Genomic DNA, 23,602 nt, shown 5'->3' with positions numbered 1-23,602 from the left:
GCCGAATGTTAAATTTGCAGGCAAATTTTTGAATATGTAGAACCTTTAGACGAAATGGTCGCTCAGATTGAATTCGATTCTGGTTTTACATAATCAAAAGGATCCGTCCAGCCAGGCGGATCCTGTCCTGAGGCTTCCGACTTCAGACTCCTGACTTCCGACTAAGGGGCTGTTGCGCATGCAACAGCCCCAACAAAAACAGCGGCAGAGCTGCGCTTCTCTGCCGCTGTTTTTGTTTGAAGGTTGACAATAAAAAAGGGTCGGTTGGGGAGGGCCTGAGGAGTGGCGGTCCCTCCCAGAGAGGGAGTGGAGGCACCGGGGCACACAACCCGGTGTTTCCTTTATGACAATGAGCTGAAGACCATCGGTAGGAAGGTCCTCAAAGACAATAAGCAAGGGGAGTGGCTAATGGTTAGGAAATCATAACCATTAGCCTTGAAAAAAATAAAGACAATGCGGTTAGTCTTTACTTACAGGAGCAATTCTAGCATACATCCACTAGGGATGCAAGCTTTTTTCGAAAAAACTTTTAAAAATTTTTCTGCCACTGTTTCTCCCCTGTAGATATTGTACTCTATTTCTGTTAAAAAACAAGGAAAAATGCGGCTTATAACCTGGTGAAAATATTTTAGGTTACACTAACTATAATCAATAGGAGTTCTTCTGCAGATCCACCCTTCACTGGCTTTTCATTTTCCTCTGCTATCCTGTACAATGTAGAAGTATGGGAGGGATGCTGCATGAAAATCCTTGTGGTGGAAGATGAACCCACGCTGAATAAAATCATCGCCAAACGGCTGAAGATCGAAGCCTACTCCGTGGACTGCGCCTTCAACGGGAAGGAAGCCCTGGAGTATCTGGACGCCGCGGAATACGATCTTTTGATCGTGGATATCATGATGCCGGAAATGGACGGGCTGACCCTGGTGAAGAAGATCCGGGAAAAGGGCAGCCGGGTGCCCGTCCTGTTCCTGACGGCCCTGGACAGCACCCAGGACAAGGTCACCGGCCTGGATGCCGGGGGAGATGACTACCTGGTGAAGCCTTTTGAATTCGATGAGCTGCTGGCCCGGATCCGGAGCCTGCTCCGGCGGAGCAATGCCCAGCAGACAGCCCGGACCCAGCTGATCCTGGCGGATCTCACCCTGGATACCCGGACCCATCAGGTGACCCGGGGAGGCCAGGAGATTTCTCTGACTCCCAAGGAGTTCTCCGTGCTGGATTATCTCCTGCGGAACCAGGGGACGGTCCTGTCCCGGGAACAGATCCTGGAACACGCCTGGGATTTTTCCTATGAAGGGTATTCCAATATGGTGGATGTGTACATCAAGACCCTGCGGAAAAAAATCGACAAAGATTTCGAACCCAAACTGCTCCACACCGTAAGAGGCACCGGCTATGTCCTTAAAGTATAAAACAGCCGTCTGTCACTGGCTGCAAAAAAGGTGGAAGCAGCTGAAGAGTCTCCCGGTTTCCCTCCGGGTCACTTTGTGGTACACCCTGTTCTTGTCCATCATCCTGCTGCTTTTCACCGGGGTGATCCTGAAAATGGGGGCGGATTATGAAAAACGGACCGCCACCCGGAGCCTGACCAAAGCGGTGGAAAAAGCCGGGGACCGGTATATGGAAAAAGGGGGGAAATTCCGGGCCTATGATGACAATGTGTATCTGGCCTTACGGGACGATCGGGGAAATCTGCTTCAGGGGACGGAACCGGAAAACGCGCCTCATCCGAAGGAGCCCGTGTTTGGCCGGGGACCTCAGCCGGTGGTGATCAATGGGGTGCCCTATCATTATCTGGATCTGCCCCTGCGGCCGGATCGGGAGGAATTCCGGAAAGGGACATACCACGGGCCGGGCCGGTTCATCCGGGGCTATCTGGCGGATACGGTGTATGCCCGGTACCATCAGGCCATGCTGCTGGGGGCGCTGATTGCCCTGCCCCTGTTCCTGATCCTGGTGACCCTGGGGGGCTACAAGATCATCAAACGGAGTTTTGCTCCGGTCAGGGCCATCAGCGAGGCGGCCCGGGCCATTGGGGAAACCGGGGACCTGTCCCAGCGGATCCCCCTGGACGACAGCCGGGATGAGATCCACCAGATGGGCCGGACCTTCAACTGGATGCTGGGACAGATCGAAGAACTCCTGGAACGGGAGAAACGGTTCACTTCCGATGTGTCCCACGAACTGCGGACTCCCACGGCGGTGATCATGGCGGAAAGCGAATTCGGCAAGGATTATACGGACAATCTGGAAGAAGCCCGGGAGGAATTCCAGCATATTTTCCAGCAGTCCCGGCGGATGAGCCAGCTGATCAACCAGCTGCTGGAACTGTCCCGGCTGGGGAACCGGAAGAATCTGGAACTGGTGCCGGTGGACCTGAGCCGGCTGGTCCGGGAGACCCTGGAGGATTATCAGAAGCTGCCCCAGGCGGGGAAATTCCAGTGGGAGGCCCGGATCGCTCCGGATCTTCAGGTGCTGGGGGATGAACCGCTGCTAAACCGGATCCTCAGCAACTATCTGGACAATGCCTTGAAGTTCACCCGGACCCGGATCCAGGTGAGACTGGAAGAAGTCGAGGGAGGCGTCCGGCTTTCCATTACCGATGATGGGAACGGCCTGCCCCGGGAGGAACTGGATAAGATCTGGAACCGGCTGTACCAGGCGGATCCTTCCCGGAACAAGAAACAGAACACAGGCCTGGGATTGGGGCTTTCCTTCGTGGCCGCCGCCGCCAAACTGATGAAAGGCAAAGCCGGCGCCGAAAGCCAGGTGGGAAAGGGAAGCACCTTCTGGCTTTTCATTCCTTTTTCATCTTCCTCCCCTATACTGTAACCATCAAAAGGAAAACACAGCATCCATCTGAGGAGGGTTTGTTATGGAAAAGGAAAAAATGGAACAATGCAAAGCACGTTTGGTTGAAGCAGCACAATGGGGCCGGAAACAGATCACCCCTCAGCGGCTGAAGAAAGGCGCCGGGTGCCTTGTGGCCCTGGCCATTGTGGCCGGGGGAGGCAAGTTCGCCATGCACAAGGCCAAGGCGGAAGCCAGGCTCCAGGAAGCCCAGGCCAAGACCCGGATGCTCCAGAACATGGCGGCCCAGCAGAATATTACCCTGGTGTCCACTGATGCGGTGAAGGAAAGCATTGCCAGCACCCTGGGAACGGATCCTTCCTCCATCACTTTCCAGAGCATTACTCTGGATGACCGGAAACCGGGAGAAAAGAAGGAACACCGGAAGGACAGCAGGAAGGAAAAGAAACAGGAGAAAAAAGACGGCAAACGCCAGTCTGAAGACCGGAAAGGAGCCGGACGGCAGGCTGAAAACCGCCAGGGTCAGCCAGGAGAGAATGGCCAGCCCGGTCAGCCTGGCAGCCAGAACGGCCGTCCCGGCCAGGGGGATGTCCAGGGACAGCGTCCGGATGGCCAGCCCGGGCAGAACGGAGAAAGGGAAAACCGGAATGACAGCCGGACCGGAGCCACTTCCCGGCAGCCGGGGATGCCCCGTCCGGAAATGGCCAAGGCGGCCAATGCTTTCCCGGGGGTGTATCTGGCCCGGTGTGAAAAAGACGGCATGGGCTACCAGTTCCTGGTGGATGCCCAAAGCGGACAGGTCCTGCACGGACAGGTCCATAAACTGAATCCCATCCAGCAGCTGCTGGACTGAAGGAGGAACCATTATGACGAAAATCGTGACCTATGCCATGGCCAAACCTTATGAGACCATGAAGAACCGTTTCAAAAAAATCACCAGCGTCTTCCTGCTGGGGGTGACCCTGGTGCTGGGAGCCAGCGCTATGGCAAGCTCCAAAGCCGAAGCCGCCACCCCCTGGGACAACCAGGGCCCCCGGATGGAACGCCGGGACAACGGGAACCAGAAGGCTTTCGAAAAACGTCAGAAGGAAATCCAGAAGAAACGGGATGCGGAAGCCAGAAAGAGACGGGAAGCGGAGATACGGAGAAGAAAAGAGGAAGAACGGAGACACCGTCAGCAGAATCAGGATAAAAAACGTCCGCCCATCCAGCAGAAGGCAGGGTGGGGGAGATAAAGAAGAAGGAGCTGTTGCGCGTTTTGTGCAACAGCTCCCTAGCTATAGAGCCGCATAGCGGCTCAAGTCGGGAGTCTGAAGTCTGGAGCCGAATGATAAATTTGCAGGCAAATTTTTAAATGTGCAAAACCTTTGGACGAAATGATATCCCAGGTCGATTTCGAGTCTGGTTCTATATAATCGAAAGGATCCGTCCAACCAGGCGGATCCTTTCCTGAGGCTTCCGACTCCCGACTCCTGACTTCCGACTAAAAGGGGCTGTTGCCCAGGCAACAGCCTCCTTTTTTCAGCAATTCCCCTCATACACGTACTTCAGCCATTTCCTGGCCAGAGCGGCCAGATGGTACACCGTTTCCACCGGGGTGGGGGGCAGGTCCAGGTGCCAGCGGGGGAAGTACCGGGAAATGTGGAGGGGGAGATCCGGGGACAGGGAGGCCAGCCATCGGGCCTCCTTTTCCATGTCTTCCTCTCCGTCATTTTTCCCCGGGATCACCAGGGTGGTCACTTCCACATGGCAGCCGGCTTCCACTGCCAGCCGGATATTGGTCTTCACTGTTTCCAGATCCCCCTGGAGCCACTGGTAGAACTCCGGGGTGAACCCTTTCAGGTCGATGTTGGCGGCGTCCACCAGGGGAAGCAGGGCTTCCCAGGGCTCCCGGCACAGAAATCCGTTGGTCACCAGGACCGTGGCAAGGCCGTACTCTTTCAGCAGACGGGCACAGTCCCGGACATATTCATAGCCCACCAGGGGCTCGTTGTAGGTAAAGGCCACTCCGATGCTGCCGGCTTTTTCCCGGTATTCCAGGGCCAGGGCCAGCAGCTGCTCCGGATCCAGACGGAGCCGGGCGGTTTCCGGTCCGGCCTGGGCAATGGAGGCGTTCTGACAGAAGGGACACCGGAGACTGCAGCCCCAGCTGCCCAGGGACAGGATCTGGCTGCCGGGATGGAACCGGCGGAGGGGCTTTTTCTCGATGGGGTCCAGGGCCAGGGAAGTGAGGAAGCCGTAATTGTCCGGCAGGATGCGTCCGTCCCGGTTGGAGCGGGCCCGGCAGAAGCCGGTCTGCCCCGGGGCCAGCCGGCAGTGATGGGGACAGAGAGGGCAGGTGAGCAGGGCGTCTGTTTCCGTCATCTGTGTCTCACCACCTGGAACCGGTACAGCTGGACAGGCTCTGTGGCCGCTATATTTCCTTTCTGACGGGCGATGGCAATCTGTTCCTCCGTTGTATCCACTCCGTCCAGATCCGGCAGCAGAAGGCCTCTCCGTTCGTCCCGGGCACTTTTTACAATGACGCCGTACTTCCGGGGATCCAGCCCTTCAGGTCCGGAAACCGGTTCCGGGGTGCTGAGCACATCCACATTGTATTCCAGGAAGGGCAGTTCTTCCGGCCGTACCGGCGGGAACCGGGGATCCCGGGAGGCGGCGGAGATCCCGTTCCGGAGGATTTCTTCCGCCACATTGGCCTGGGTGGGCAGAAAGGTACCGATGCAGCCCCGGAGCTGGTCATGGAGATGGAGGGAGACAAAGGCACCTGCCCGGGTCTGGAGCATCTCCGGGGGGAGATGGGCCGGCAGGGAGGCCATTTCCCGGTGTTTCACCCAGGTTTCCACGGACAGCCGGGCCAGCTTCACATAGGGATCTTCCCGGGCGATCCGGTCCTCCCGCTGCTGCTTCTCCGCCTGGAGCAGCGGAGGAAGGAACTGCCGGGCTGGATCCGGTCCCTGGGGCAGGAAGGAAGCCACTCCGTAGCCCACCCCGAAGGGTCCTTCATAGGACAGGAGACGGGAGGCCACGTCCCGGCCGTCCCAGGCACCAGCCATGATCCAGAAGGAGCGGAGGCCGCATTCCGCCGCCCGGGTGCACAGGGAGTGGTCCAGGGTCAGGAGCCGGAAAAAGTCCCCCTGGCCCAGGGCTTCCGTGCACTGCCGGTCGAAGACGGGACCTTCCGGCACATAGCCGTAGGGACCGTCCTCCTTCAGTTTGTGGGACAGGTCCCCGCTGGCGATGAACACCGCCCGGCGGCCCAGCTTGTCCGCCGCGTCCCGGATGCACCGGCCGAAAAGGTAATGGACATCAGGGCCGAAGCCGGACAGGCCGATCCGGACCACTTTCACCTGGTCCAGGGAGCCGTATTTCCGGTAGAAATACAGGGGAATCATAGTGCCGTGGTCCAGGTCCGGATTCCGTTCCCCTTCAAAACCCGCCGGGATCCCGGCTTTTTCCGCTTCGTCGGCAATCAGGGATGCCAGCTCCTGGTCATAGGCTGCGGAAATCTCCACCTGGGGGGCCCGGAACTGGGCGAAGTTCCCCTGGGCCTTCCGGCCCGGGGCCATGTGGAAGTAGTCCAGGTACATTTCCGCATGGGGACTGGTGATGATCAGGGTATCCGAATGGAGCTCCGCCGCCTGTTTCATGACTGCCTCATAGGCAGCGGTGGTGGCGGCGATTTTTCTCTCCTCCCCCCGGCCCACTTCCGGCAGGATGATGGGGGGATGGGGGACCGCAAAAGAAGCAAGGATTGTCATAGGAAACACCTCTCTTTCCTTTATTTTAGCACAGAAAAGGCTGCCGCATTGCGGCAGCCTTTTCAGCCTCTTTTCCGAAACAATTCAAACAGATGCACCGGGGCACCGGAATTCCAGCCGTAGCCGGGACACTGTTCCTCCACCTTGGCCTTCACCGCTTCCAGGTCGTGGAACACGTCCCATTTGGCGGCGATCTGGGCCTGGCCGGTGAGCCGGAGCAGGTAGGAGGGATGGAAGGTGGCCAGGCAGGGGAGCCCTTCCCCTGTGGTGAACCACTGGCCCCGTTCCCGGGTGATCCGGGCTTCCGGTCCCTTGAAGTACCGGAGAGCCACACTGCCCAGGGCCAGGATCACTTTGGGCCGAAGGAGCCGGATCTCCTGTTCCAGCCAGATCCGGGCGCAGAAGGCTCCTTCTTCCACGGTGGGGGTCCGGTTCCCTTTGGGCCGGCATTTGATCACGTTGGTGGTGTAGACCCGGTCCCGGGTGATCCGGACGGACCAGAGGGCCTTGTCCAGCAGCTGGCCGCTGGGGCCGATGAGAGGACAGCCGTAGTCATCCTCCACTCCGCCCGGGCCTTCGCCCACGATCATGAGAGGGCTTTCCAGGCTGCCGAACCAGCCCACCGGGGCCTGGCAGTCCCGGCGGAGGGGGCAGGAGGCACAGTCCTCCAGCTGTTTTTTCAGTTCCTCAAAGGTAGTGGCAGGTTCCATGGATTTGAATGCTCCTTGTTGTATGGTTGTCAGTGGTCAATGGTCAACGGCCTGCTGCTCAGGCAGCAGACCCCTTCTCCTTCATCCTCTCCAGGAAGAACCCGGCCAAAAAGCCGGTGAACAGGCCGGTGGGGATGCCGATGGCGATCAGCACCGGCAGGTAGGAGAACAGGGCCGGGGTCCGCATAATGGCCACGGCCACCAGAATCTGGCCGCAGTTGTGGAGGAAGGCTCCCAGGAGTCCCACTCCCACTGTGGAGAACCACTGGTGCTTCCGGGCCAGGGCCATGCCTCCAAAGCTCAGGGCGGCACCTCCCAGGCCGATCAGGAACCCGGGGGTCAGAAGGCCGGTGAACAAAAGACCGGTAAGGAGGATCCGGCAGGTCAGGAACAGGGCGGTCTTCCCCGGTCCGTACAGGTACAGCACGATGATGGTCACCGTATTGGCCAGGCCCAGATGGGCCCCGGGGAGGGGCAGCAGCCAGGCCAGGCTGGTTTCCGCCAGACGGAGGGCGATGGCCGCGGCCAGCAGTACTCCCAGCTGGGTGATTTCGTGGATGGACAGTTTATCGGAGGATGGCATCATGATCATTTTCCTTTGCAGCAGTGGTCAGGGTCAGCAGGACTTTTTCCGGTACGCAGGCGATGGTCTGGCCGGACCGGGTGATCTTGCCCTGGCGGACGCAGACCTGGTCCGGGCAGGGAGAGGACACCACCTGGCCCCCTTCCCGGTCGTAGGCCACCACCAGTTCCCCATGGTCCACCGGAATGATCAGTTTGGTTTCCGAGGTGACTTTTTTCAGTTCGATCCGCTGGATCACCTGCTGGTCCTTCCGGACCACCAGGACCTTGTCCCGGTCGGCGGTCCGGGAATGGAACAGGAACCAGCTTCCCAGGGCCAGCACCGCCAGCACCAGGATCAGCCAAAAATCATTCTTGCGCATAGGGTCTCCTCACTTTTCCGGGGTATAGATGTCTTTCAGACCGGAAGACAGGTAGGTGTTCCCGTCCAGGTCCACATAGAGCATTTCCAGATTGGGATTGTTCTCCACCAGGGCCATGGCCTGGTCTTCCGGCAGTACGAACAGCAGGGTGGAATAGTAGTCCGCCCAGAAGGCCGACCGGGTGACCACGGTAACGGACCGGGCATGCCAGGCAGGCCAGCCGGTTCGGGGATCCAGAATATGGTGGTACCGTTTTCCGTCCACCTCATAATACCGCTGGTAGTCCCCGCTGGTGGCAATGGCTGTACCATCCTTCACCGCCAGGGTCCCGATGATCTTTTGGGGATTCCGGGAATCCTGGACCCCGATCTTCCAGGGGCTGCCGTCTTCCTTGGTGCCCAGCACCTTGATGTTGCCGCCGGCGTTGATGAGAGCGGTCTTCACCCTTTTGTCCCGGCTCAACAGGTCCGCGGCCTGTTCCACTGCGTAGCCTTTGGCCACCGCTCCCAGATCCAGCTGGGTGCCGGGAGCCAGGGTCACCGTATTGGCGGCTGTGTCTACAGTATACTTCTCAGGGCCGGTTTTGGCCAGAGCCTGGGCGATTTCTCCCTCACTGGGGACGGTCTTGGTTTCCTTGTGGGCATTCCACACCTGGATCACCGGACCCAGGGTCAGATCCAGATCCCGGTTCCCCATGGGCCGGACCTGGCTCAGGATGTCCATGAGATAGGGGGAGGCCTTGTGGGGGCCCTGGCCGGCACTCTGGTTCACGGCGTACAGGTCTTCCGGCCCCTGTTGCGTATAGGGGTCCGTCTGGTTGGCAATGGTCTGGAACAGATGGAAGGCGTCATTGGTGGCTGCCTTCAGACCGTCGGTGTTGTTCCCGGTGGTGGTGATGGTGACGATGGTGTCCATCATGAACCGGGTGTCTTCCTGTTTTTCGGTTTGAAAAAAGCAGCCTGCACAAGTCAGGCTGCTGAAAACCAGAAGCGATGCTAACAGTTTTTTCATGAAGGCTCCCTGCATTATTCCTGCTTTTGGGCCTGGGCGGAAGGGCACTGAGCGGCCATGGCGCAGCAGGCACAGCCGGTGGGTTCGGCCTTCTTGGGGGCCTCCGGATCGCCTTCTACCGGTACGATGTCAACCAGGCACTTCCGCGGACATTTCTGTACGCAGATGCCGCAGCCATCGCACTTGGTGTAGTCAATGACCGGGATGCTGCCGTTGGGCGTATCTTCCAGGGTAATGCATTTCTGTGGGCAGTTCCGTACGCACATGCCGCAGCTGATGCAGGACACCTTGCAGTCGGTCATGGCGGCTTTGCCTTTTTCCCGGTTGTTGCACTGTACCAGGACTTTTTCGTTGGCCGGGATCATTTCGATCAGCAGCTGAGGGCAGGCCTTGGAGCAGGCACCGCAGCTGACGCATTTGTTGTAGTCGAATTCAGGCAGGCCGTTTTTCCCGATTTTCAGGGCGCCGAAGTTGCAGGCGTCCACACAGGCACCGTCCCCGAAGCAGCCGAAGTTGCACTGGCCGGGGCCGCCGGCGTTGGCAGCCTTCACATAGCAGTTCTTGATGCCTTCCCGGTTGGCCACAGGGGTCCGGTTGGCGGTGCAGCCGTTGCAGTGGAGACGGGGGATGCTGCGGACGGCGTTTTCGTCATCGTTGGATTCCACCCCCATGATGGCGGCAATGGCTTTTTTGTTTTCCGCGCTGCAGACCACGCATTTGGTGGCGTCTTTTTCCTGACCGGAAACAATGGCGTCAGCCATGGCCCCGCAGCCGGCAAACCCGCACCCGCCGCAGTTGGCGCCGGGCAGCAGGTTGGTGATCTCCCCGATCCGGGGATCTTCTTCAACGGCAAATTTCTTGCTGGCCGTAGCCAGTACCAGGCCGAATACGCCGCCCAGCACTGCGACCAGAATCACAGCAGTTGTAATCATAATTTTCAGCTCCTAACTCAATGGATGCCGCTCATCCCCATCATGGAAATGGACATGCAGCTGGCGGTGATCAAGGCAATGGGAAGGTTCTGGAGGCATTTGGGCAGAGCCTTTTCGTCCAGACGTTCACGGATGCAGGAGAACAGCAGGATGGCCATGGTGTAACCGATGGACGTACCGATGGAGTTCACACAGGAATCCAGGAAGCTGTAGTTGCTTTCCACGTTGATCAGCGCAATCCCCAGGATGGCGCAGTTGGTGGTGATCAGAGGCAGGTAGATACCCATGGCCTTGTGCAGGGAGGGCATGGCCTTTTTCATAAACATTTCAACCAGCTGTACCAGGGTGGCGATGGCCAGGATGAAGACCAGGGTCTTCAGGTATTCCAGGTGGTAGGGCACCAGGAGCAGATGATAGCAGGCGTAGGACAGCATGGTGGACAGCAGCATAACGAAGGATACGGCGGCGCTCATGCCCACGGAGTTCTTGAAGTTCTTGGAAACCCCCAGGAAGGAGCACATTCCCAGGAACCGGGACAAAATGATGTTGGAAACGAAAATGGAGCTGAAGAGAATGCCGAAAGTACTATGCATTGTGAGCACCTCTTTCTTTGAAGTAGTTGACTGTGGCGAATACAAAGCCCATGGTCAGGAAGGCTCCGGCCGGCAGGATGAAAATCAGTACCGGCTGATAAGCAGCAGGGAGAACGGCGTGGTCCAGCAGTTTGCCGGAACCGATCAGTTCCCGGAAGAAGGCGATGCAGCTCAGAGCGAAGGTGAAGCCGATGCCCATGCCGATGGCGTCCAGGGCGGATTCGATCACGCCGTGGTCGCAGGCGAAGGCTTCTGCACGGCCCAGAACGATACAGTTAACCACGATCAGAGGAACGAATACGCCCAGGGCTGCGTACAGCGCCGGTACGAAAGCGTTCATCAGCATTTCCAGCACAGTTACCACGGAAGCGATAACCACGATGTAGCAGGGAATATGGATCTGGTCCGGAATCAGTTTCCGGATGGCAGCGATGATCATGTTGGTGAAAACCAGCACGAAGGTAAAGGCACAGCCCATACCGATGGCGTTGGTCATGGAAGTACTGGTGGCCAGCGACGGACATACACCCAGCAGCTGGACGAACAGTGGGTTTTCCTTGATGATACCTTTGGTCAATTCATGCAGCATCTCGATCAGTCCTTTCCATTGGCATGATTCTTCATGTAGTCTTCCCGGGCGGCATTGACGCCGGTGACCACAGCTCTGGAAGTGATGGTTGCCGCAGTGATGGCCTTGATTTCATTGGGCTTGCCAGGTTCCTGTTTGGTGACCGCCAGGGCATCCTTCAGGGGTTTGCCCTTGAACTGGGCCTGCCAGGCAGGTTCCGTGCTCTTGGCGCCCAGGCCAGGGGTTTCACTGTGGTTCATGACTTTGATCCCGGTGATTTTGTCCCCATCTTTGGAGATGCCCACCATCAGGGTCACTTTTCCGCCGTACCCGCTGGGGGTCACGGTGTAGATGTAGCCGTTGGGCTTGCCGTTCTTGGAGGACTGCTGTACATCAGTGATCAGTCCGCCGGGAGCCGGCAGCTTTTTCAGATTGCCCAGATCGGGCAGCACCACCTTGTAGGCGGCCCGGGTATCGGCTTCATGTTTCTTGGCAATGGTATCCTTGGTCCCTTCATGGGCGGCGGCCACAAGACCTACGCTGACGCCGCAGATGATTGCCAGGATGCCGGTATATTTCACAAAGAGGTTGCTCATTTTTTCTGACCTCCTCCGAAGGATACGTTCCGAACGAACCGGTCAATCATGGGAGTGACCATGTTCATCATCAGGATGGAATAGCACACGCCTTCCGTGTAGCTGCCCCGCAGACGGATCAGGGAAGTCAGGACGCCCAGACCGATGGCATAGATGATCTTGCCTTTTTTGGTGATGGGGGAGGTGACCCAGTCAGTGGCCATGAAGAAAGCACCGATCATCAGGCCGCCGGCGAACAGATGGTACAGAGGGAAAGTGGAGGGATAACCCATCACAGCCCCATAGATCCCGGTGATCACAACCACCGTGCCCAGATAGAAGGCAGGGATCCGCCAGTCGATGAGCTTTTTCCAGATCAGGTACAGGCCGCCCAGGACCAGTGCAGGGACGCAGGTTTCACCCAGGGAGCCGCCCACGTTGCCGATGAACAGGTCGGACAGGGAAGGCAGCTGGGAGGCGGCGGCACCGCCGGCCTGCCATACTTTTTCCGTCATCCGCATTACGGCCAGCGGAGTGGCGGCAGTGGTGGCGTCAGCCCCGGCGGTGGCAGCTGTTACGGCAGCCGCTTTGGTGGCGGGGATGACCCAGGTGGTCATCTGCTGGGGGAAAGAAGCCAGCAGGATGGCACGGCCGATATGGGCCGGGTTGAAGATGTTCTTGCCCAAGCCGCCGAAAATGGCTTTGCCGATCACAACAGCGAACATGCCCCCCAGGACAGCCATGTAGCTGGGCAGGGAAGCAGGCAGGCACAGGGCCAGCAGGAGACCGGTCAGAGCAGCAGAGCCGTCTTTGATGGTGTCCTTCTTCACGCCCATAACCTTGTTGGCCAGTTTTTCAAAAATAATGGCAGAAAGCACGCAGCATACGATCACCCGGACCGCATCCACGCGGAAATAATAGACAGAAGCCAGGACAGCCGGTACCAGTGCCAGGATGACTTCCCGCATGGACTTGCTGATGGTGAGCCCACAGTGCATGTGGGGAGACGAGGAAACGAGAACCAGCGGTTTCGGTTCTTTAATAGGTTCCATAATCAATATCCAGTCCTTTCGCGAAATTATTTGTCGAATTTATAGAAGGGGTTGTGACCGCCGTCACCTTTCCCTCTGATAAATTGCTTGCCCATCCGGATGTACTGCACCAGAGGAATGTGGGCAGGGCATACGAAAGCACAGGATCCGCATTCGATGCAGGCATGGCAGAAGAACCGTTCCGCATCATCCCAGTTCTGTTTCTTCACAGCCTGGACGATTTCCGTGGGTTCCAGCTTCATGGGGCAGGCATCCACGCAGCGGGCGCAGTGCACGCAGGGATCCGGTTCATGATATTGGGCAAAAGGAGAGTTGGAATTGAAGATCAGGAGACCGCTGGAACCCTTGGTGATGGGGTAGTCCAGGGAGTTGACGGCAAAGCCCATCATCATCCCGCCGGAAATGATCTTTCCGGGAGCCCCTTCCAGACCGCCGGCGGCTTTTTCCACAGCGTCGCTGTAGAGGGTCCCCAGACGGACGATATAGTTCCCCGGTTTCTTTACGCCGTCACCGCTGATGGTTACGACTCTTTCGTACAGGGGGATGTTGTTCTTGACGGCCCGGCAGGCTGCCACCGCAGTGCCCACGTTGTCCACGATCACCCCTACATCCGCAGGCAGACCCCGGTCAGGGACCGTACGGCCGGTAGCGGCATAGATCAGGTGTTTTTCAGAACCCTGAGGGTACTTTTCCTTGCAGACGCAGACTTCGATGTTGGCTTCCCCGGCCACTTTCTTCTGCATCAGTTCGATGGCGTCAGGCTTGTTGTCTTCGATGCCGATGACGCCTTTGGCAGCGCCGGAGGCCAGCATGAAGTACTTCAGGCCCTGGATGATTTCGTCGGCGTATTCCAGCAGGGTACGGTGGTCAGCCGTGACGAAGGGTTCGCATTCGATCCCGTTCAGCAGGATCGTGTCGATGGGGCAGTGGCCTTCCTTGGGAGGAGCATACTTCACTGCCGTAGGGAAGGTGGCGCCGCCCATGCCGGCGATCCCTTTTTCCCGCAGGACCTGACGGATCAGATCCGGGGTGATTTCTTCCTCGCTGCGGGGTTTGATATCCTCGCACAGGGTGTCCTGGCCATCATTTTTGATGACCACGCACTGGGAAATCATGCCGTTGGGCATATACCGATTCTCCAGTTTCATGACCATGCCGCTGACGCTGGCATGGATGTTGGTGCTGACGAAACCGCCTGCTTCACCAATCACCTGTCCGATCGTGACCTTATCCCCTGGTTTTACCACCGGCTTGGCCGGAGCACCAATGTGCTGGGAAAGCGGAATGTACACCACGTCCGGAGCCGGGCATCTTTCGATGGCCACTTTGTCGGTCAAGGACTTGCTGGGGGGTACTTCTACACCGCCCATGAAACTTGCTTCTTGTGCAGACATTCAGTTCACCTCTAACCTTTCATGTGTCAACTTCAAGTAAAAATTATATATTGTTAAATCGCAAAAAACAAGGGGTGAAAGAGGCCTGTCAAGAGAAGATGAAAAAAATTACGCAAAATTTTTCTTCTCAAAAAGTTTACAAAAACTCATGCAGAAAATTGTAAAATAGTTTATAATAATGAGCGTGGCAGGTGGATTTTTGTACAGCTGAAAGAATTGAAAAAATCTTGTGAAAACACTGTCTATATAGCCATATATATTTTAGGAAGCGATTTTTTAAAACTCTGGAGGAAATACCCATGTTTGGACTTTATTTCGATGATTATGATACGCCGGTGTTCCGTCCCCCCAGCGAAGCCAACAGCTTCATCCTGCGGGTGACCCGGGGCTGCGCCCACAACACCTGCACCTTCTGTGCCATGTACAAGGACGTGCAGTTCACTGTATGCCCGGACGAGGAGATCTCCCGGCAGATCGCCCTGGCGGCCCAGTATGCCCGGAACCAGGTGAAGCGGATCTTCCTGGCGGACGGGGATGCCCTGGTGCTCCCTACGGAAAAGCTGCTGAAGATCCTGGAAGTGCTCTACCGGACCTTCCCCAACCTCCAGCGGGTCACGTCCTACGCCGGTCCCCGGGACATCCTGCGGAAAAGCGATGAGGACATGATCCGGCTCCAGGAAGCGGGCCTGAAGATGCTGTATTTCGGCCTGGAAACCGGGGACACGGAGCTGCTGGCCCGGATCAAAAAAGGGGTTACCGGGGAAGAAGCCGTTGCTGCCGGCCAGAAAGTGGTCCGCTGCGGCATGAAGCTGTCCATGATGGTAATCGCCGGTCTGGGAGGCAAAGACGGCAGCGAACGCCATGCTGTGGAAACCGGCAAAGCCGTCACTGCCATCCAGCCCAACATGCTCAGCGTGCTGACCCTGCGGCTGTACAAGGGAACGGAGATGCTCCGGCAGTTCGAAGCCGGGGAATTCGAACTGCTGTCTCCGGCGGGACTGGCCCGGGAAGTCCATACCATGCTGGAACATGTGGAGATCCGGCCCGGGAACCACACCCTGTTCCGGAGCAACCACATTTCCAACTACGTGCCCCTGGCCGGAACCCTGCCCCAGGACCGGGACCGGCTGCTCCGGGAGCTGGAAGTTTCCATGGAGAAACTTTCAAAATTGACGGATTGGGAAGTTTATACTAATATGGAGTATTGAGAGTGTATCATTTCTGATATTCTGAAGGGATTTTTCCGGTTACAAGAAAAGAGGCACCACTATGAAACTGCATAAGCTCGTTACAGCGCTGGTCCTGGCTGTACTGGCTCTGCCCCTTTCGGCAGGTGCGGCTGCCCATCGGGCGGCTCCTCTGAAGGTGGGGGACAAAGGCTGGAAAGTCAAAACGGTGCAGATCAAACTGAACGCCATCGGCATGAAGACCCCCCAGACGGGGAAATACACCCGGGAACTGGAAACCCAGGTCCGGAACTTCCAGAAGGAACACAAACTGCCGGCCACCGGGAAAGTGGACGACACCACCTATTTCCGGATTCAGGAGGCCGCCTTTGAAAAGGAGGGGATCCACGGGGTGAAGGGAGAGGATGTGGTCCGGACCGCCTCCCGGTACAAGGGGGTTCCCTACAGCTTCGGAGGGACCACTCCACGGGCTTTTGACTGCTCCGGCTATGTCCAGTACGTGTTCCGGCAGCACAAGGCCCAGCTGCCCCGGACGGCGGACCTGCAGTTCGAGAAGGGCCTCTTTGTGACCCAGCGGCAGCTGAAGCCCGGGGACCTGGTGTTCTTCTCCACCTACGAGCCCGGGGCATCCCATGTGGGGATCTATGCCGGGAACGGGTTGTTCTGGAATGCCACCTCCTCCCGGGGGGTACGGCTGTGCAGTCTGTCCGACGATTACTGGAAATCCAGATATTACGGTGCAAAACGGGTCCTGGTCCCGGTGCACAAATCATATCGCTAAAGCGAATCAGGGGGTAAATCGATGATTAGGGAACGACGCAATAAGGAAAAACTGACCAGCTACTACAACAAATTCGTGGAGGAGGGCATTATAGACCCCAACGTCCATCCGTGGGTAGCGGAGTCCTGGCGCCGGTGCGAAGCACGGAAACTGAACCATGAGACCATGCCGTCCAACGGGGTGCGCCTGTCGCCCCAGGAGCTGGAAAAGGCCCTGGAAGTCCATGAGGATGTGGTGAAGTATGTGGACGGGCTCTTTGAACAGAACAAACAGTATTTCAATTCTCACAACCTGAGCATGCTGCTGGTGGATGAGGACGGGTATGTACTGAAGAACTATGCCCTGCCCTTTTTCCAGCGGAGCATCGAGGATATCCAGGGCATGCGGGTCCTGGAGGAGGATGTGGGTACTTCCAGCATCTGTGTGGCCCGGAGCCACAATGTGCCCTTCCTGATGTTCGGCCCGGAAATGTGGATCCGGGAAAGCCATTCCGGGGATGCCTGCTCGGCTCCCATCGATGTGGCCGGCCAGGGCCGGTATATCCTGTCTCTGTTCTCCCTGGACCAGAACGATCTGCCCTATGACATCCTGCTGAGCCTGCTCATGACCATGAAATATTCCGTGGAGAACTTCCTGACCATGCTGGCCTACTGGAAGGTCTGCGGCCTGATCTCCGAAGAGATCCCCGCCTCCGTCTACTGGGTGAACCCGGACGGAACCCTGCGGTATGCCAACAGCAATGGCCGGAAGCGGATGGAAGGGAAGGACCGGTTGGATGAAGTGTTCCTGAACTATGAGCACATCCCCATCCAGAAAGGGCTGTCCGGGAAGAGCACCATCCGGAAGGAAATCACCTGGATCACCCAGGACCGGACCTATGAAGATGTGACCAGCGTACTGCCGGTGAAGACCGGGGGGAAGGTGGACAGTGTGGTGATCATCACCATGGCCATTGAAGACCTGAAGACCACCATCGCCCATGCCACCGGGTACAGCTCCCGGTACAGTCTGTACAGCATGGTGGGGAATTCCAGCGAGTTCCTGGCCCTCCAGCACAAGGCCGCCCGGGTGGCCCGGGGGGACAACAACCTGCTGCTCCAGGGGGAACCGGGTACCGGCAAACAGCGCCTGGCCCACGGGATCCATCAGGCCAGCCCCAGAGCGGCGGCACCGCTCATTACCGTACGGGGCCATGACGGGTCCGAAGCGGAACTGGAAGCGGAATTCTTCGGCAGCGACGACGGAGCCGGCCATGTAACCGCCGGGGCCCTGGAACTGGCCAACGGAGGCACCCTGTTCCTGGACGAAATTGAAAAATTCCCCACCAAACTGGAAGATGCCCTGGCGGACGCCCTGAAGAACGGGGTCCTGAACTGGGAAACCGGCACCCGCCGGAAATACAATGTGCGGGTGATCGCCGCCTGCGATTCCAACCTGAAACGGCTGACCGACAAGGGACTGTTTTCCCGGAACCTGTATGAGCAGGTGATCGGGACGGTGATCCGGGTACCGCCTCTGCGGGAGCGGGTGGAAGACGTGGAAGTGATCGCCAACCACATCCTGACGGAAATGGCCGCCCGGCACAACATGCCTGGCAAGACCCTGTCCAAGGAAGCCCTCCAGCTGCTGAACAGCTGCCAGTGGCCCGGGAACATCAAACAGCTCCAGGGGGTCATCGAACAAGCCTTCTTCCACACCTCCGGAAGCGTCATCGAAGCCTCCCACATCAAACTGCCGGGAGAACACCGGATTGAAAAATCCTGGAAGCACGACAAGGATGCCTTTGTGGCCGCCTGGAAAGCCGCCGGGGGCAATATCAGCAAACTGGCCCTGATGCTGGACGTAAGCCGGGTGACCCTGTACCGGTACCTGAAGAAATTCAACCTGGGACCGGAAGAGAAGAAGAATCGGGGAAAGAAAGAGAAATAAAAAAGGTGGTGTTGCACAGTATGTGCAGCACCACCCTCTTGTTCAGACAATAAGGAGAAAAACAGATGCGTTTACGTAAGAAACCCTGGATCCCTCAGGCTCTGGAAGATTTCCGGGGAAAGGAACTGCTGGAAGACCAGCTGGAACAATACAAGGGGAACTGGTCCCAGGCGGTGCTGGGGGGACGGCCGGTGCAGCTGGAAATCGGCTGCGGCAAAGGCCAGTTCCTCACGGCCATGAGCGGACTCCATCCGGAAATCGGCTACCTGGGCATCGAGACCCAGCGGGAAGTGTGCTATTATGCGGTGAAGAAGCTCCGGGAGGGGGAAATCCCCAACGCCCGGATCGTCCATGCAGACGCTGCCCATCTCCTGGACTGGTTCGCTCCCGGGGAAGTGGACCAGATTTACCTGAATTTCAGCGATCCCTGGCCCAAAGCCCGGCACGCCAAACGGCGGCTCACCTACCGGACCTTCCTGGCCCAGTACAGGGAAATCCTGAAGCCGGGGGGTCATCTCCGGTTCAAGACCGACAATGATGATTTATTTGCCTTTTCTGTAGAGGAGTTCAAAGAATTCGGACTGGAAATCGTGGCACTTACCACGGACCTCCATCATACGGATATCCTCAACGAAGCCCAGACGGAATATGAGCAGAAGTTCAGCGCCCGGGGCAAGAACATCAACTTCTGCGAAGTGGCCTTTTAAGGGATCTGAGGCGGACCATGGGAAAGCGGTTTTTGATTTGGAGCAATCCCCGGGATGCCCTGGTGCATCTCACCTATTTCCTGATGCTCCTGGGGGGTGTGAATATATTCAGCGCCAGTTTCGTGGCGGCCGGGGACATGTTCGGCAACGGCTACCACTATCTGATCCGGTATTTCATCTACGGGGCCGTAGGGCTTGTGCTGATGCACTGGATCGGACGGAAATGGGACTACCACAAGGTCTTCCGGTATAATCAGATTTTCTGCGCCGGCTGCACGGCCCTTCTCATCGCCGTGGATATTTTCGGCAAGGGCATCAAAGGTGCCCAGCGCTGGCTGATCATCGGGCCTTTTTCTTTCCAGCCGTCGGAATTCGTGAAACTGGCGGTGATCCTCCTGGGGGCCGACTGCCTGGGCCGGCTGATGGAACAGGGCATACCGCCCCGCCTCCACAAAAAGGAAACCTGCAAGGCCTTCCTGGAGGCGGCCTTCATGTCCTTCCTGGTGCTGATCCAGCCGGATATGGGGACGGCGGCCATCATCCTGACATTGATGATCGTGCTGTATCTCCTGGCCGGTCTGCCCTGGAAGGATTTCAGCATCCTGCTGGGAGGCCTTCTGGGCGGGGCTGTGGCGGCGGTGATCCAGGCTCCCTACCGGATGAACCGGGTGCGGATCTGGCTGACTCCGGAACTGGATCCTCAGGGAAACGGGTACCAGGCAGTCCAGGCCAAAATGGCCATTGGCAGCGGGGGCCTGTTCTTCGGAGAATCCGCCGGTATGGGGACCAGCAAGTTCTTTTACCTGCCGGAAGCCCATACGGACTTTGCCTTTGCCGTTTTCTGTCAGGAATGGGGCTTTGTGGGAGCCTTGTTCCTGATCCTGGTGTTCCTGCTCATGGGCCTGTCTCTTTACCGGATCGGCCAGAACACCCAGGACCGGCGGGGATTCCTGCTGGTCAGCGGAGTGAACTTCCTGGTGGTGGGCCAGGCCATTGCCAACATGGCCATGGTCTGCGGCATCCTGCCGGTCATCGGGGTGCCCCTGTCCTTCATCAGTTACGGGGGCACTTCCCTGATCATCACCCTGGTGGGAATCGGCCTGGTGCTGTCAGTGTACCGGATGGAAACGGAAGGAAAAAGGCAGCCGGCGCCTGCTGCCGGTAAGCCGGTCTCCCGGCCGGTCCGGAAGGAAACAGGGAGGTGGTCCCGGTGAAGCGGCCGTCCTTTTTCAGCCCAAAAAAGAAAAACACACCGCAGGCTCCCAGGGAACCGGTGCTGAAGCTGGATCCCACCCATCAGGCTGTCCTTCACGAAGGGAAGCTCCGGGCGGTGATCCTGGGGAAAGTCCTGGGGGTAGCGGTGCTGGCAATCATCCTGCGGCTGTTCTGGCTCCAGGTGATCCAGGGCAGCACCCTGGCCCAGGAGGCCAACGACCAGATCACCGGGGAACATACGGAAATCGCTCCCCGGGGCAGCATCGTGGACCGGAACGGGGAGGAACTGGCGGTCAGCGTGGTGAGCAAGTCTCTCTATGTGGATCCCCAGGAACTGGTGGACAATCCGGAACGGTGGCCGGCCGGGAAAATGCCCAGCCGGGATCCCAAACGGGTGGCCGCTGATGCCCTGGCTCCGGTGCTGGATCTGAAAGCGGACCAGCTGTATAAGGAATTCTGCGAGCCGGACCGGCGGTTCATCTGGGTGAAGCGGACCCTGGATCCCCATGAGGCGGACCAGGTGGAAGCCATCCTGAAGGATCAGAAACTCAGCGGCTTCCACTTCAAGGAAGAAAGCAAACGGTTCTATACGAAAAACGACCTGGCCGCTCAGGTGCTGGGCTTTGTAGGCACCGACGACCAGGGCCTGGAAGGCATGGAAGCCTCCATGGATGAAGAACTGAAGGGCCGGAAACAGAAAAAACGGAGCTTCTTCGATGCCAAGGGGAAACTGGTGGGCCGCAGCGCCCTGAACCAGGTCCAGGTCCGGCGGATGAACACGGTCCAGCTGACCATCGATGCCCGGATGCAGTTCATCCTGGAAAAGAGCCTGGATGAGGCCATCAAAAAGACCCATGCAGCCAGTGCCGCCGCCATCCTCATGGACCCCAACACCGGGGAGATCCTGGGCATGGCCAGCCGGCCCACCTTCGATCCCAACCATTTCGGGAATGCTCCCAAAGGGGCCTACATGAACCGGGGAGTAGGGATCGTCTACGAACCAGGATCCGTGTTCAAACCCATTATGGGGTCGGCGGGGCTCATGGAAGGGGTCATCACCCCCAATACCCCCTTCAACGACCAGGGGTCCATTGACGTGGGAGGCCGGCGGATCCGGAACTGGGACGGGAAGGGCATGGGCCATGTGACCTTCACCGACGTGATCAAGTTCTCCCTGAACACCGGTATGGCCGACCTGGGCCTGAAGCTGGGCGGGGAACGGGAAACCCAATATGCCAAGGCCTTTGGCTTCGGCAGTGTCACCGGCAGCGATGTGCCCGGGGAAGAAGCGGGGATCCTGTACAATCCCAAGGATATGGTGCCTTCCGACGTGGCCACCATGGCCATCGGCCAGGGCATCGCGGTGACTCCTCTCCAGATGCTCCGGGCCATCTGCGCCATTGCCAACGGAGGGAACCTGGTGAAGCCCTATATCGTAAAGAAAGTCACCAGTCCTGACGGCCAGGTGCTGAAGGAAGGAAAGACGGAAGTGGTCCGGACGGTGATCACCCCGGAAGTGGCGGAAGAAATGCGGACCATGATGGAAAAAGTGGTTTCCGAAGGGGGCGGCAAGACCGCCCAGATCAAAGGGTACAAGATCGCCGGGAAAACCGGTACTGCTGAAAAACTGTCCCCCAAAGGGGGATACATCCCCGGGGTGTACATTGCCTCCTTTGTGGGCTTTGTGCCCAGCGATGCTCCCCGGTATGCCATGATCATCATGCTGGATTCCCCCAAAGGGGCTTTCTACGGTTCCCAGGTGTCCGCACCTATTTTCCGGGATACCCTCCAGCAGATCCTGGTGGCGGAAGGGGTCCAGCCCAGCAACTGGGACGGAATTCCCACGGTGGAATCCCTCCTGGCCAAAACCGCCAAGGAGGCGGCGCCTCTGGTGACCCTGGAAGCGGACGGGAACGGAGCGGTGAAGCTGTCCAACCTGGCCGGCCATTCCATCCGGGAAGTGGCCGGAGCCCTGGGCGGCGCCGGACTGTCCCTGATCCCGGTGGGCAGCGGCACCAGCTGGAAGCAGAACCCGGCACCGGGGACCGTCCTCCACAGCGGGGATACGGTGACCGTGTATTTTCGGTAAGGAAAGGATGGGAGTATGGAACAGATCATCATGGCCGGGAAACCGGTCGCAGAAGAAATCCGCCGGAAGCTCCGGGACCGGTTCGCCGGAAAGACCCTGACCCTGGCTACCTTCCTGGTGGGAAACAATGAAGCGGCCCATGTGTACAAACGGAGCCTGCTGAAAACCGCTGCCAGCCTGGGCATCCATACCCGGGATGTGGAACTTCCGGAAAATGCCACCCAGGAAGAGGCGGACCTGGCACTTCGGAACCTGAGCCTGGATCCCCAGGTGGACGGGATCCTGCCCCTGGTGCCCTTTCCCCGGCACATCAGCCGGATGCAGCTGATCAGCCAGCTGGACCCGGAAAAGGACATGGACTGCATCCATCCCATCAACGGGGGCAAGCTGTACCTGGGGATCACCCCCTGGGGCCCCTGTACTCCCCGGGCCTGCATGGCTCTCCTGGATTACTACAGGATCCCTCTGGAAGGCCAGAATGTGGCCATGGTGGGGTATGGAGAAGTGGTGGGCCGGCCCCTTACCCTGATGCTTATGGGCCGGTATGCCACTGTCACCGTCTGCCGTTCCCGCACAAAAAATCTGCCTGCCATTGTGCGGCAGGCAGATATGGTCATCAGCGCAGTGGGAAAACCCAACCTGATCACTGAAGACATGCTCCGGGAAGGAGCTGTGGTTGTGGATGTGGGCATCAATTCCCAGAACGGGAAACTGGTGGGGGATGTTCCGGAAGCCGCCAAACAGGCCAGGGCTTCCGCCTATACCCCGGTTCCCGGCGGAGTGGGAGTGGTCAGCAACCTGATGGTCATGGAGACCCTCACCCGCCGGCTGTGATCATTTCTGATCCTTGGCCGCCAGTTTGCCCAGGAATTTGGCCTTGTTCACCAGGAACCGTTCATGGGTGCCCTGGCCGATGGTGCCGTAGTTGTCGGACACGGTGATCTTGAAGGTCAGTTTCCGGCCATCCACGCCCACCAGCACCGCTTTGGCGGTTACGGTCTTGCCTACGGCGGTGGCGGCGTCATGGGACAGGTTCACCCCGATCCCCACGCTGGTGGTGTCTTCGTCCAGGCAGGGATTCACAATATTGCAGGCGGCCTTTTCCATCAGGGCCAGCATGGCCGGGGTGGCATAGACATCCAGGGAGCCGCTGCCCATGGCGGCGGCGGTGTTGGTGTGGAGGACGGTGTCCGTGGCTTCGCCTACGGCGCCGATACGGAATTCTTTCATGATATCCACTTCTCTCTTTTAGAATTTTGACAATTCAATCTTACTCGTTTTTCCCGGGAAAGGCAAGAAGTCAGTGCCGGTTCCTCAGGATGGAACCGGAAGGGAAGCGAGGG

Annotated in this window: 24 protein-coding genes; 11 read left to right on the top strand and 13 right to left on the bottom strand. The window is 58.3% G+C overall.

Features of this window, described 5'->3' with window-relative positions:
* The first annotated feature begins 740 nt into the window (after positions 1 to 740).
* From ACTQY5_RS03795 to ACTQY5_RS03780, 4 genes are read left to right on the top strand one after another with little or no spacing between them, the layout of a single operon-like run.
* A complete protein-coding gene (locus ACTQY5_RS03795; protein WP_022487893.1) occupies positions 741 to 1,415 on the top strand; it encodes a response regulator transcription factor in 675 nt (224 codons plus the stop codon).
* Positions 1,399 to 2,835 (top strand): sensor histidine kinase, encoded by a 1,437-nt coding sequence (locus ACTQY5_RS03790; protein WP_441368828.1) that lies wholly within the window; start codon positions 1,399 to 1,401, stop codon positions 2,833 to 2,835. Before ACTQY5_RS03795 ends, ACTQY5_RS03790 begins: the two co-directional genes overlap by 17 nt.
* A gap of 43 nt (positions 2,836 to 2,878) precedes the next feature.
* Complete coding sequence (locus ACTQY5_RS03785) at positions 2,879 to 3,667, top strand: hypothetical protein (RefSeq protein WP_022487895.1); 789 nt, start codon at positions 2,879 to 2,881, stop codon at positions 3,665 to 3,667.
* Positions 3,668 to 3,680: 13 nt separating this feature from the next.
* The gene (locus tag ACTQY5_RS03780; RefSeq protein ID WP_022487896.1) at positions 3,681 to 4,049 is read left to right on the top strand and encodes a hypothetical protein; all 369 of its coding nucleotides are present in this window, start codon (positions 3,681 to 3,683) and stop codon (positions 4,047 to 4,049) included.
* A 286-nt stretch (positions 4,050 to 4,335) separates the two neighbouring features.
* On the opposite strand, the gene amrS is transcribed toward ACTQY5_RS03780, so the two are convergent.
* The 12 genes from amrS to rsxC form a co-directional block, all read right to left on the bottom strand.
* Positions 4,336 to 5,178 (bottom strand): AmmeMemoRadiSam system radical SAM enzyme, encoded by an 843-nt coding sequence (gene amrS / locus ACTQY5_RS03775; RefSeq protein WP_441368827.1) that lies wholly within the window; start codon positions 5,176 to 5,178, stop codon positions 4,336 to 4,338.
* Positions 5,175 to 6,572 (bottom strand): AmmeMemoRadiSam system protein A, encoded by a 1,398-nt coding sequence (gene amrA / locus ACTQY5_RS03770; protein WP_022487898.1) that lies wholly within the window; start codon positions 6,570 to 6,572, stop codon positions 5,175 to 5,177. The genes amrS and amrA overlap by 4 nt, the downstream gene beginning before the upstream one ends.
* A gap of 62 nt (positions 6,573 to 6,634) precedes the next feature.
* The gene (locus ACTQY5_RS03765) at positions 6,635 to 7,282 is read right to left on the bottom strand and encodes a uracil-DNA glycosylase (RefSeq protein WP_302157392.1); all 648 of its coding nucleotides are present in this window, start codon (positions 7,280 to 7,282) and stop codon (positions 6,635 to 6,637) included.
* A gap of 58 nt (positions 7,283 to 7,340) precedes the next feature.
* Positions 7,341 to 7,868: a Gx transporter family protein gene (locus tag ACTQY5_RS03760; protein ID WP_022487900.1), complete on the bottom strand. Its 528-nt coding sequence runs from the start codon at positions 7,866 to 7,868 to the stop codon at positions 7,341 to 7,343.
* Complete coding sequence (locus ACTQY5_RS03755; RefSeq protein ID WP_022487901.1) at positions 7,849 to 8,226, bottom strand: NusG domain II-containing protein; 378 nt, start codon at positions 8,224 to 8,226, stop codon at positions 7,849 to 7,851. Before ACTQY5_RS03755 ends, ACTQY5_RS03760 begins: the two co-directional genes overlap by 20 nt.
* Positions 8,227 to 8,235: 9 nt before the next feature.
* The gene (locus tag ACTQY5_RS03750; protein ID WP_022487902.1) at positions 8,236 to 9,237 is read right to left on the bottom strand and encodes an FAD:protein FMN transferase; all 1,002 of its coding nucleotides are present in this window, start codon (positions 9,235 to 9,237) and stop codon (positions 8,236 to 8,238) included.
* Positions 9,238 to 9,251: 14 nt separating this feature from the next.
* Positions 9,252 to 10,169 (bottom strand): RnfABCDGE type electron transport complex subunit B, encoded by a 918-nt coding sequence (locus ACTQY5_RS03745; protein WP_022487903.1) that lies wholly within the window; start codon positions 10,167 to 10,169, stop codon positions 9,252 to 9,254.
* Positions 10,170 to 10,186: 17 nt separating this feature from the next.
* The gene (locus tag ACTQY5_RS03740; protein ID WP_012937509.1) at positions 10,187 to 10,762 is read right to left on the bottom strand and encodes an electron transport complex protein RnfA; all 576 of its coding nucleotides are present in this window, start codon (positions 10,760 to 10,762) and stop codon (positions 10,187 to 10,189) included.
* Positions 10,755 to 11,351, bottom strand: coding sequence for an RnfABCDGE type electron transport complex subunit E (locus ACTQY5_RS03735; protein WP_022487904.1), 597 nt, complete (start codon positions 11,349 to 11,351; stop codon positions 10,755 to 10,757). The genes ACTQY5_RS03740 and ACTQY5_RS03735 overlap by 8 nt, the downstream gene beginning before the upstream one ends.
* Before the next feature lie 5 nt (positions 11,352 to 11,356).
* Positions 11,357 to 11,926 carry an RnfABCDGE type electron transport complex subunit G gene (locus tag ACTQY5_RS03730; RefSeq protein ID WP_022487905.1) on the bottom strand — a complete coding sequence of 190 codons (570 nt, stop codon included), beginning with the start codon at positions 11,924 to 11,926 and terminating at the stop codon, positions 11,357 to 11,359.
* Positions 11,923 to 12,957, bottom strand: a complete 1,035-nt coding sequence (locus ACTQY5_RS03725) for an RnfABCDGE type electron transport complex subunit D (RefSeq protein ID WP_308664498.1) — start codon at positions 12,955 to 12,957, stop codon at positions 11,923 to 11,925. The genes ACTQY5_RS03730 and ACTQY5_RS03725 overlap by 4 nt, the downstream gene beginning before the upstream one ends.
* Positions 12,958 to 12,983: 26 nt before the next feature.
* A complete protein-coding gene (gene rsxC / locus ACTQY5_RS03720; RefSeq protein ID WP_154488452.1) occupies positions 12,984 to 14,327 on the bottom strand; it encodes an electron transport complex subunit RsxC in 1,344 nt (447 codons plus the stop codon).
* A 323-nt stretch (positions 14,328 to 14,650) separates the two neighbouring features.
* Here rsxC and ACTQY5_RS03715 point away from each other — a divergent pair, with 323 nt between their 5' ends.
* The 7 genes from ACTQY5_RS03715 (at position 14,651) to ACTQY5_RS03685 (ending at position 23,093) form a co-directional block, all read left to right on the top strand.
* The gene (locus tag ACTQY5_RS03715) at positions 14,651 to 15,559 is read left to right on the top strand and encodes a radical SAM protein (RefSeq protein WP_022487908.1); all 909 of its coding nucleotides are present in this window, start codon (positions 14,651 to 14,653) and stop codon (positions 15,557 to 15,559) included.
* A gap of 61 nt (positions 15,560 to 15,620) precedes the next feature.
* Positions 15,621 to 16,319 carry a C40 family peptidase gene (locus tag ACTQY5_RS03710; protein WP_022487909.1) on the top strand — a complete coding sequence of 233 codons (699 nt, stop codon included), beginning with the start codon at positions 15,621 to 15,623 and terminating at the stop codon, positions 16,317 to 16,319.
* A 21-nt stretch (positions 16,320 to 16,340) separates the two neighbouring features.
* A complete protein-coding gene (locus ACTQY5_RS03705; protein WP_022487910.1) occupies positions 16,341 to 18,248 on the top strand; it encodes a sigma-54-dependent Fis family transcriptional regulator in 1,908 nt (635 codons plus the stop codon).
* A 65-nt stretch (positions 18,249 to 18,313) separates the two neighbouring features.
* Positions 18,314 to 18,955: a tRNA (guanosine(46)-N7)-methyltransferase TrmB gene (trmB, locus tag ACTQY5_RS03700; protein WP_022487911.1), complete on the top strand. Its 642-nt coding sequence runs from the start codon at positions 18,314 to 18,316 to the stop codon at positions 18,953 to 18,955.
* 17 nt (positions 18,956 to 18,972) lie between these two features.
* Positions 18,973 to 20,169 carry an FtsW/RodA/SpoVE family cell cycle protein gene (locus ACTQY5_RS03695; protein ID WP_022487912.1) on the top strand — a complete coding sequence of 399 codons (1,197 nt, stop codon included), beginning with the start codon at positions 18,973 to 18,975 and terminating at the stop codon, positions 20,167 to 20,169.
* Complete coding sequence (locus tag ACTQY5_RS03690) at positions 20,166 to 22,259, top strand: penicillin-binding transpeptidase domain-containing protein (RefSeq protein ID WP_022487913.1); 2,094 nt, start codon at positions 20,166 to 20,168, stop codon at positions 22,257 to 22,259. The genes ACTQY5_RS03695 and ACTQY5_RS03690 overlap by 4 nt, the downstream gene beginning before the upstream one ends.
* A gap of 15 nt (positions 22,260 to 22,274) precedes the next feature.
* Complete coding sequence (locus ACTQY5_RS03685) at positions 22,275 to 23,093, top strand: bifunctional 5,10-methylenetetrahydrofolate dehydrogenase/5,10-methenyltetrahydrofolate cyclohydrolase (protein WP_022487914.1); 819 nt, start codon at positions 22,275 to 22,277, stop codon at positions 23,091 to 23,093.
* Here the strand turns inward: ACTQY5_RS03685 and ACTQY5_RS03680 are convergent, their stop codons facing one another.
* Positions 23,094 to 23,489, bottom strand: a complete 396-nt coding sequence (locus tag ACTQY5_RS03680) for a thioesterase family protein (RefSeq protein WP_022487915.1) — start codon at positions 23,487 to 23,489, stop codon at positions 23,094 to 23,096.
* Positions 23,490 to 23,602: the final 113 nt, after the last annotated feature.

Origin of the sequence: Acidaminococcus sp. HCP3S3_H5 (assembly GCF_052122235.1) — a bacterium.
In the GTDB taxonomy this organism is placed as follows: domain Bacteria; phylum Bacillota; class Negativicutes; order Acidaminococcales; family Acidaminococcaceae; genus Acidaminococcus.
This window is presented reverse-complemented; position numbering and strand designations above follow the sequence as displayed.

Excerpts from the sequence above, each read along its gene's own strand:
- ACTQY5_RS03750 (WP_022487902.1), bottom strand. The coding sequence starts at position 9,237 with ATGAAAAAACTGTTAGCATCGCTTCTGGTTTTCAGCAGCCTGACTTGT.
- ACTQY5_RS03795 (WP_022487893.1), top strand. The coding sequence starts at position 741 with ATGAAAATCCTTGTGGTGGAAGATGAACCCACGCTGAATAAAATCATC.
- ACTQY5_RS03780 (WP_022487896.1), top strand. The coding sequence starts at position 3,681 with ATGACGAAAATCGTGACCTATGCCATGGCCAAACCTTATGAGACCATG.
- ACTQY5_RS03755 (WP_022487901.1), bottom strand. The coding sequence starts at position 8,226 with ATGCGCAAGAATGATTTTTGGCTGATCCTGGTGCTGGCGGTGCTGGCC.
- ACTQY5_RS03735 (WP_022487904.1), bottom strand. The coding sequence starts at position 11,351 with ATGCTGCATGAATTGACCAAAGGTATCATCAAGGAAAACCCACTGTTC.
- ACTQY5_RS03765 (WP_302157392.1), bottom strand. The coding sequence starts at position 7,282 with ATGGAACCTGCCACTACCTTTGAGGAACTGAAAAAACAGCTGGAGGAC.
- ACTQY5_RS03695 (WP_022487912.1), top strand. The coding sequence starts at position 18,973 with ATGGGAAAGCGGTTTTTGATTTGGAGCAATCCCCGGGATGCCCTGGTG.
- ACTQY5_RS03740 (WP_012937509.1), bottom strand. The coding sequence starts at position 10,762 with ATGCATAGTACTTTCGGCATTCTCTTCAGCTCCATTTTCGTTTCCAAC.
- ACTQY5_RS03685 (WP_022487914.1), top strand. The coding sequence starts at position 22,275 with ATGGAACAGATCATCATGGCCGGGAAACCGGTCGCAGAAGAAATCCGC.
- amrA (WP_022487898.1), bottom strand. The coding sequence starts at position 6,572 with ATGACAATCCTTGCTTCTTTTGCGGTCCCCCATCCCCCCATCATCCTG.
- ACTQY5_RS03760 (WP_022487900.1), bottom strand. The coding sequence starts at position 7,868 with ATGATGCCATCCTCCGATAAACTGTCCATCCACGAAATCACCCAGCTG.
- amrS (WP_441368827.1), bottom strand. The coding sequence starts at position 5,178 with ATGACGGAAACAGACGCCCTGCTCACCTGCCCTCTCTGTCCCCATCAC.
- ACTQY5_RS03730 (WP_022487905.1), bottom strand. The coding sequence starts at position 11,926 with ATGAGCAACCTCTTTGTGAAATATACCGGCATCCTGGCAATCATCTGC.
- trmB (WP_022487911.1), top strand. The coding sequence starts at position 18,314 with ATGCGTTTACGTAAGAAACCCTGGATCCCTCAGGCTCTGGAAGATTTC.
- ACTQY5_RS03715 (WP_022487908.1), top strand. The coding sequence starts at position 14,651 with ATGTTTGGACTTTATTTCGATGATTATGATACGCCGGTGTTCCGTCCC.
- ACTQY5_RS03710 (WP_022487909.1), top strand. The coding sequence starts at position 15,621 with ATGAAACTGCATAAGCTCGTTACAGCGCTGGTCCTGGCTGTACTGGCT.
- ACTQY5_RS03745 (WP_022487903.1), bottom strand. The coding sequence starts at position 10,169 with ATGATTACAACTGCTGTGATTCTGGTCGCAGTGCTGGGCGGCGTATTC.
- ACTQY5_RS03705 (WP_022487910.1), top strand. The coding sequence starts at position 16,341 with ATGATTAGGGAACGACGCAATAAGGAAAAACTGACCAGCTACTACAAC.
- ACTQY5_RS03790 (WP_441368828.1), top strand. The coding sequence starts at position 1,399 with ATGTCCTTAAAGTATAAAACAGCCGTCTGTCACTGGCTGCAAAAAAGG.
- rsxC (WP_154488452.1), bottom strand. The coding sequence starts at position 14,327 with ATGGGCGGTGTAGAAGTACCCCCCAGCAAGTCCTTGACCGACAAAGTG.
- ACTQY5_RS03785 (WP_022487895.1), top strand. The coding sequence starts at position 2,879 with ATGGAAAAGGAAAAAATGGAACAATGCAAAGCACGTTTGGTTGAAGCA.
- ACTQY5_RS03725 (WP_308664498.1), bottom strand. The coding sequence starts at position 12,957 with ATGGAACCTATTAAAGAACCGAAACCGCTGGTTCTCGTTTCCTCGTCT.
- ACTQY5_RS03680 (WP_022487915.1), bottom strand. The coding sequence starts at position 23,489 with ATGAAAGAATTCCGTATCGGCGCCGTAGGCGAAGCCACGGACACCGTC.